This window comes from Maribacter aurantiacus (assembly GCF_005780245.1).
GTDB lineage: Bacteria > Bacteroidota > Bacteroidia > Flavobacteriales > Flavobacteriaceae > Maribacter > Maribacter flavus.
Map to the genome: position 1 here is coordinate 113,432 of NZ_VBUK01000012.1, position 8,569 is coordinate 122,000.

The 8,569-nt window shown below is 38.5% G+C and carries 3 protein-coding genes; all 3 read right to left on the bottom strand.

Going from position 1 to position 8,569, the window contains the following annotated elements; translation table 11 throughout:
- Positions 1-40 precede the first annotated feature (40 nt).
- A complete protein-coding gene (locus FEK29_RS16105; RefSeq protein WP_138259467.1) occupies positions 41-6,799 on the bottom strand; it encodes a polyketide synthase in 6,759 nt (2,252 codons plus the stop codon).
- Between the two features lie 217 nt (positions 6,800-7,016).
- Positions 7,017-7,877: a class I SAM-dependent methyltransferase gene (locus FEK29_RS16110; RefSeq protein WP_138259468.1), complete on the bottom strand. Its 861-nt coding sequence runs from the start codon at positions 7,875-7,877 to the stop codon at positions 7,017-7,019.
- Positions 7,878-8,115: 238 nt separating this feature from the next.
- On the bottom strand, positions 8,116-8,569 hold a 454-nt coding region (locus FEK29_RS16115; RefSeq protein ID WP_138259469.1), incomplete at its 5' end, for a T9SS type A sorting domain-containing protein.

Consider the following 8,569-nt stretch of genomic DNA (forward strand, 5'->3'; position numbering starts at 1 on the left):
TAAAGGGAATTCAATAGTTGTTTTTGTAATTTTTCAATTCTTAAAAATCAATTTTAACAAAGGCCCCTTCCTTTTTTGCATCAGGTACAAACCAAGCCGGATTCCCAGAATCATCAAGACCTAGTTTAGCTCCCTGTACGGGTGGAGTATTAAGGGATTGAATGTCTGTTTTATCGATGTTCACCGAATTTACATTCTCTTGCATAACGTTCTTTTCTTTAGGCTCAATACCTCTAAATATTCCAATAGAGATTAATTCGTCCACACTTTCAACAAAGGCATCCTTAATTTTTTGGATATCTTCCTTTACAAAGGCACTGGTCATAAAACAAGGAAAGCCATCCCAAATATGAATACCTTTTTCCCTCATTAAAACAAATAGAAGGTCGGAGTAGGGTATGTCTTCCAAAAACTTAAGTCGCCATAAAGACCCGAAATACATAATTTCAATAGGTAGGGACCGTTTTTCGAATTCTTGGTTAACTTCTTTGACAAAACTTTCGGTCATTTTATTGAGCCCTTCTTGAAGTGTATTGCCTTTTTCTTTCATATGAAGTAGGGAGGCCTTAGCAGCAGCAAGTGCTAAAGGATGTCGAACAAATGTACCAGCGAAGTATGTTACCCCAATCTCCGGATAGGAGTTGTCCCCATATTGCCAATGACCTCCGTCAAGGGCATCCATGTATTTTCTTTTCCCTATGATAGCTCCAATAGAAATACCACCCCCTATAACTTTTCCATAGGTTCCAAGATCCGCCTTTATTCCGAACAGGGCTTGGGCACCTCCTGGGTGCATTCTGAATCCCGTGATCACTTCGTCAAAAATAAGTACGGATTCAGATTGCTCAGTAATCTTTCTAACTTCCTTAAGAAATTCAACAGGTCTGAATTCCGGTCTTCTACTTTGCACGGGTTCCACTACTACGGCTGCCAATTCGTGAGCCCTTTCTTTGATGATTTGAAGGCTTTCGGGAGTACCGTATTCCAAAACCAATACATTTTGTACGGAATCAGCTAGTATACCTGCAGCTGCCGGAAACGTTTTCAGTTTTTTGGAACCTCTAACCAAGGCCTCATCATTAATACCATGGTAGGCCCCGCTAAACGATACAATCAATGATCGTCCAGTTACCGTTCTAGCGATTCTAATTGCGCCAAGAACTGCTTCCGACCCAGTATTACAGAGGGCGGCCCTATCCTGACCAGTAAATTCACAGAGAAGTTCGCAAACCTCACCTGCTAGTGGATGTTGTGGACCCACCTCATATCCCAATTCAATTTGTTCATGTAGTACCTTTTTAATGAAGTCTGGTTGGTGTCCAAACATACAAGATCCAAAACCATTTAGGGCATCTATATATTGGTTGCCATCTATGTCCCATAATCTATTACCGGATGACTTTTCAACTACTAATGGATATACCATCTCCTTGGTAGTTGGTTTAAATCCAGTAACTACCCTTGGATCGGACATATAGGGTCGATGTTGTTGGGCATATGCCTTACTGGAAGCCGTTTTTTTATTATAGCGTTCGGTTAATTTCTTTAAATAAATTTCCTGCTCCATGTTCACTCCCGCAGATTGCTTTTCTATACGGGGGGATGCTCCAAAAGGTTTCTTCAATTCCTTTTTTTCCTCTTCTGTAAGGTCGTCTTCATTACTATTAGTATTCCCAGGAGCGGAAATATTCTCTTTTTTATTGGAACTAGTAGATTTGGCAGCCATTGGTGCCTGCATTTTATGTGAATCCGTCACATTGGAAATTGGTACTTGCCCGTTATTTTGGATAAGGTCAATTTGCTGGCCTAATAATTGAAGTTGTTGTGCAATTAATCCAAGGGCCGAATTGTTGGTGTTTCCAGTCGAGTAATTTTGATTAATGGCAGGCGGTGTATATGTTGGAACATTTGACTGATGGTTCTGATGAATAGTATTTGACGCCTTTACTTCCCCTTGTGGGGGAGTGATTTCCGGAGCAAATCGGTCTTTAGGCAATTTGGTATCTAGATACGCTGCAAGAAGTTGTGGTGAATTCAATTCGTCATTTAATTGACGAAAAGTAATATCCGTTTCAAATTCTTTTTTGCATGTAGTAGCCATTTGTGTTAGTACCAGTGAGTCCAATCCAAGTTCTAAAAAGTTATACTGGTTATCTTCCTGTTCCAACTCTATTCCAGATATATTGGAAATAATTTCAGAAATTTTTTGAAGGATTATGTCTTTTCTCATAATACTAGGGATTTCATTTGTTCCACTTTCATGGAAAGTTTTAATATTTATTGGGATATCCACTCTATCATATGTAGGCGGAGTGTTATTAGTGAAATGAAAGTTTTCTTGTTGTTGCTCTATTTGAGGTGTTTCCACCCAGCAAGGTTTTCGGTCAAAACTGTAAGATGGTAAACAGATCTTATGTTGGTCATGTTCTTTGTAAAATAGGTTCCAATCAGGTTCGTGTCCATTGATCCAAAGCTCTCCAAGAGCGGTAAGTATTGTGTGATACGAATCTTCCTGATCTTTTGGAGCTGTTAAAGAGGAAATGGGAGTGATGCTTTTGCCTGCTTTTTTCTGTCGTGCCAATGTAGATAGAGATCTTCCCGGTCCCACTTCCAAAAGTACTGTGTTTTCATCAAGTTCTATTATGGTATCCAGCGCCTGTGAGAATTTAACGGCATCCCGCAAATGATTGGTCCAATATGTTGGATTTGTTGCCTCTTCCTTGCTCATCCATTTTCCCGTTGCTGTGGATATGATAGGAATTCTAGGGGCATTCAATTCCATTTTTTGAACTTCTTTTTCAAAAGTATCCAATATAGGATTCATCATGGCCGAATGAAACGCATGACTAGTTGCCAATAGCATATTGGCTATACCTTCCTCCTTCAATTTTTTACTAAAACGTTCGATGGCCTCATCTGGACCCGATACAACGCATAAGTTATCGGAATTTATGGCAGCCATGGACAAATCATCTGTCAATAAGGGCATAATTTCTTCTGCCGCTGTTCTTATGGAAAGCATACTTCCTCCAGGGAGGCCACTAACTAATTTACCCCTAAGTGTAATAAGTCTAAGGGCATCAGGAAGTGAAAATACTCCGGCCAAATGAGCCGCTACAAATTCTCCAATACTATGGCCACATACAAAGGTTGGTTTTATCGACCAACTTTGCCAGAGTTGTGCCAGCGCATACTCTATAATGAACAAAGCAGGTTGGGTGTATTGGGTATCTTTCAATTTTTCTTCTGCTTCAGGAGTAATTAAACCCGGGAATATGATATCCCTGATATCCAAATGAAGCAACTCTTTAATTTCTTCTGCACAATAATCTACAGCTTTTCTAAAAACGCCCTCGTTTTCATATAAAGCTTTACCCATATTCAAATACTGCGAGCCTTGTCCAGGAAATAAAAATCCTAGTTCATCTGTTACGGATCTTAAAATATTACTTTTTATTCCCTTGGAACCTTCGCTTAGAAGAAGTTCTTTTGCCTTTGGACTACCATCGGTCACCAAAAAGCTTCGATGATTAAAAGCTTTACGCGTAGCAGTAAGTGAATATGCTGTATCCAACAGTGGAATATCTTTGTTCGAAACTAAGTGCTCGCCTAAATCTTTTTGATACGACGCTAAACTATTTTTTGATTTTGCGGACCAGATAAGAATTTCAACGGGCCTACCTTTTGACTTAGGTCTTTCCTTATTCTTATACTCCTCTAAAACAACATGTACATTGGTTCCACCAACCCCAAAGGAGCTAACACCTGCTTTTCTAGGTGCTTTTGACTCCCATTTTCGTAATTCGGAATTTACAAAGAACGCATTGTTTTCAAAATCAATTAATGGGTTTGGACTTGAAAAGCCCAATGAGGCAGGAATTTCCTCATGTTTAAAAGCCAATAATGTTTTTATAACCCCGGCCACACCCGCCGCAGAGGTTAAGTGGCCCATGTTACTTTTGATAGATCCAATCGCGCAAAAGTTTTTTTCGGACTGTTCCCCAAAGGCTATTTCAAGGCCTTCAATTTCTATTGGGTCACCTACTGGCGTTGCCGTTCCATGGGCTTCAATGTAACTGATTTCACTTGGGTCGACGCCCGCATCAAAATGTGCTCTCATAATTGCATTGGCCTGGCCTTCGGCACTGGGAGCCGTAAAACTTCCCTTATCGCCACCATCATTATTGATGCCAACACCTTTTATTACTCCATAAACATAATCCCCATCCTTTTTGGCCTGATCTAAACGCTTTAAAAGTACGACTCCAGCACCATCACTAAATACGGTTCCTTTGGCATTGGCATCAAAAGGTCTACAATGACCATCGGGTGTTTTAATAGATCCTTCTTGATATAAATGTCCGCTGTTCATGGGTGATGTAACACTGGCCGCACCAGCGATGGCTATATCACATTGACCATTTCTAAGTGCTTCGGTAGCTTCGGCAATGGCAAGAAGTGAAGTAGAACAGGCGGAATGTATACTAATTGCAGGTCCCTTAAGATTTAAATGATAGGCTATTCTGGTGGCAATATAATCTTTTTCATTTACGGTACTAGCCTGAAATTCGCCGACTTGCTCTATAAGCTCTTTGTTGGGCATTACATTATGTGTATAGTAGGTATTATGACCACAGCCCGCATAAACTCCTACCGTACCCTCATGATGATCAGGTAGATAACCTGTTTGCTCCAAAACCTCCCAAGATATTTCCATTAAGATGCGTTGTTGTGGGTCCATGGCGGAGGCAACTTTTGGATTAAGTCCAAAAAATAAAGCATCAAATTCCTTTGCACTGGGCAAAATACCCCTAGAACCTACATAAAGAGGGTCGTTCTTTATCTTTTCCGGAATGGAGCTATCCAATTCCTCTTTTGTGAAATGGGAAATAGTTTCTTTTCCCTCCCTTAATATTTTCCATAGTTCATCTACCGATTTTGCGCCAGGGAATCTTCCAGCCATACCGATTATGGCTATATCTCGGGAATCATTTTTCTTTTTGGATTGTTTGGCAAAAGCCATTTTAACATTCTTATTTTTTGGTTCCAGATAATCGGAAATATTTGCGATGGTCGGAAATTGGTAGAGCTTTGTTACCGGTAATCGTAAGTTATGTTCCTTTAACAATTGTGCCACTAATTTTTGGGCAAGTAACGAGGTGCCTCCCAATTCAAAGAAATTATCATCGATACCAATTTTGGGAACATTCAATAAACTTTCCCAGATAGAGGCCAGTTGTTTTTCCAATTTTGAACTTGGCTTTTTGTAGGGTGGGGCAGAGTTCGGTCTTGAATATTGTGGTTTAGGCAAACTCCTTTTGTCAATTTTGCCGCTACTGGTTTTGGCAAAATTATCCACCACAACATAATGGGAAGGATGCATATACTCTGGAAGCAGTGTGGTCACCTTTTGACGAATTTCATTAACATCCAAGGCTTCCTTCTGTGGTTGAAGGTAGGCTACTAATTGTGTTTGCCCAGCCAAATGATCGGATGCAACTACCACTGTTTGCAATACTCCGGAAATTGTATTCAAGGCAATTTCTACCTCTGCAAGTTCTATTCGGTGACCACTAATTTTAACTTGATCATCTTTTCTGCCCTGGAATTCTATATTTCCGTCCGGTAAATACTTTGCGATATCACCAGTTCTGTATAACCTTATTTCTTCACCGTTGGGCGAGTTCCAAGAAACGAATTTTTCTTCCGTTAGTTGTTGGTTGTTCAAATAACCTTGCGCTAAACAGTCCCCGGCAATACAAAGCTCCCCCAAACCTCCGTTGGGTAAAGGGTTTAAATTTTCGTCAACAATATAAATGGAAGTATTGTCTATTGGACTGCCAATGCTTGGGAGTGGGTCCCAAGTATTAGGATTACCCTCGAGCTTTAATTGGGTTACCACATGGCATTCAGTAGGGCCATACTGGTTATAAAGTGAACAATTATCCAATTTGGCAAAAAAGGTTCTTACTTGATCTGTTATTTTTAACTGCTCACCAGCTGTCATTATTTCTTTTAAGGATTTTGGAAACAGTCCAGTGCTTACTGCCGTTTCCGCCAATGCCTGTAAGGCAACAAATGGAAGAAAAAGCCTATTTACTTCATATCTATTAATTTGTTCAAGAAGAGCCATCATATCAAGGCGCATGTCTTCGGTTATTAGTACCAAAGTGCCACCGGTAGTCAGGGTGGCTAAAATTTCTTGAAAAGAGACATCAAAACTTAACGGGGCAAATTGTAAGGTTCGGGTTCCCTCATTGCATATTGAATTTTTCCTTTGCCAGTTAAGCAAATTGATCATGGCTTTTTCACCCATACATACTCCTTTTGGCTCACCTGTAGATCCTGAGGTATAGAGTACATAAGTTGGAAGATCATAAGAATTTTGATAATTTATGGAAGTATCTCCTACAATATTTTTGGGAACTTTGATTGGGACAAGTCCTTCCTTTTCAACGGCTTCTTTATCCACCTCAGTTGTAAGACAGAAGGTAAGACCAGAATTGTTGATAATACTTGTAAGCCTTTTTTTAGGATATTTAAAATCAATTGGAACATAAGCCTTTCCAGCCCTTAAAATTGCCAAAACGAATAATATCTCTTCTGTGCATCTAGTTGTGGGAACTCCTATAAATGCTTCTTCACCTGCCTCTTTTATTATAGTGTTTGAAATTTGTATTATTTGTTTGCTGGCTTCCAGATAGGTAAGTCTATCTTCACCGAAAATGATACAAATATCGTTGGGATATTGTCCAACAATTTCTTCAAATAGAATATAAAGCGAATTTGGACCTTTCATTTACTTTGATTTTAAGATATGACTGGCAATTAAGCAATTTATGAACCAAGGGTATGACTTCAATATCTAATTATTTTAGTCAGAATTATACGTAAAGTTCTGAATTTAAATACTTTTGAAAAGGGGATATTCAATTTTTTTATGAAAAGTATGAAATAAATAACCTAAGTTCCCAAAATTTAGATAAGCTGTTTTTTTTGACGTTAAAATAGTATAATCAGCATTTTGCTCCTATAAATGTTTGTTTGTCAAAACCACCTAGCCATGGTTGTTGGGAAAAATGCCAGACTTGAAAACCGGCATTTTTAAACAGCAATGGGTAATTATGGGAAAATGATGGTTCATTACCATATAACTGGGAGTTGGGGGTAAGTTCAAAATCATGGTCCCCGCCATTGGGTTCGATGGCCACAAAATATATATTTTTTAACTTGGCAATATTTGATAGTAATTGAAGTAGCCTACGCTCCAAAAAATACTCAAGAACCCCTCTTGAAGAAACAAAAATGGTGTTATTCTCACAATGTTTAGGAATCCATTCAAAGGCATCCGCAGCAATAAATTCAAGCTTTTTGTTCTTTTCAAATTTTTCCCTGTTCATTTCTATTTGGTGTTTACTGAGATCCAATCCAATTAATCTTTCAACTTCAGGAAATTCAATGCTCATCCAATTTAAAACGTCCCCGTTGCCAGTTCCAATTTCCACAATTGTAGGGAATTTCATTTCTGTTTTTGCAAGCTGCTTTTTTAGTAGCTTGAAAATGAAGGTACAGTTTGGCAAAAAATCTTTTTCGAAACCATCTTCTGTCTCTTTAAACAATTCTGTTGCAGTATTGTTTACCCAAAAATCCCTATTATTTACCTCTATGGTGTTATAGTCTTGTATTGGTTCAAGTTTTTTTACCAAAGCGGCCCTCATTAGGATTTCAGAAATTGACATGTTCTTTTTATTCTTATGAATCAATGTAATTCTATTCGCCGACATTTCTTTGGCTTTTTTAGGCCTAAGAACTATTAAAAGATTTCCTAGGGTACTCGCCAAAAAGTGATAGAGGAATGATTTTAGCTTGCTTTTCATTTTATGTGATTGGTTGAATTAGTAAGTTTAACGATTTCAATTTGTTAAAATTGCCTCGATTTTTTCAATAAACTTAAACTGTAGCTTTTGCTAAGACTTTCCATGCCCTGGAATGCGTAGGTTGTTCATTAAAGGTTATCAATTCAATCTTTCTGCAAGCCTTTTTTGTTTAATACATACAACTTTTAAAATGAATACAGATTGAATTGTTTCCAAAGGTATTCAGTAATATCAAGATTTATTCCAAAATAATTTTCTTATTGTAAATTTCATTTTTTCTTAGTACGGTTAATATAAAAATACCTGGTGGTAGGTTTTGATCCAGCTGTAATGGTAGAATATCAGATTTCAATGAATTCTTAATTGTGCGGATATAAACCATCTTGCCCGTAACATCATAAATCCGTACATCCAATGTGGATCTATGAAGTTCTGATGGTAGTAGTATGTTCACATGTCTATCGATGCCAACAGGATTCGGAATAACCTTTAAGTCACTTTTGTTTTCATTTTTAACTTGTATGTTAATTTTGGCTGTAAGACTTGTAAGGTAGGTCGAATTCTCGCACCCCAGCAGTTCGATCTCGGCGATCTGTGTCATTTCCACGTTCAGGTCGTTCTTGGTGACCTCCAGCCTGTAGGTCGTGTAGGTTCCCGGAGCGGAAAGGTCGAAGGTCCTTTTTTGGTATCGT

Coding starts and splice junctions, on each gene's coding strand:
- FEK29_RS16105 (WP_138259467.1), bottom strand. CDS start 6,799: ATGAAAGGTCCAAATTCGCTTTATATTCTATTTGAAGAAATTGTTGGA.
- FEK29_RS16110 (WP_138259468.1), bottom strand. CDS start 7,877: ATGAAAAGCAAGCTAAAATCATTCCTCTATCACTTTTTGGCGAGTACC.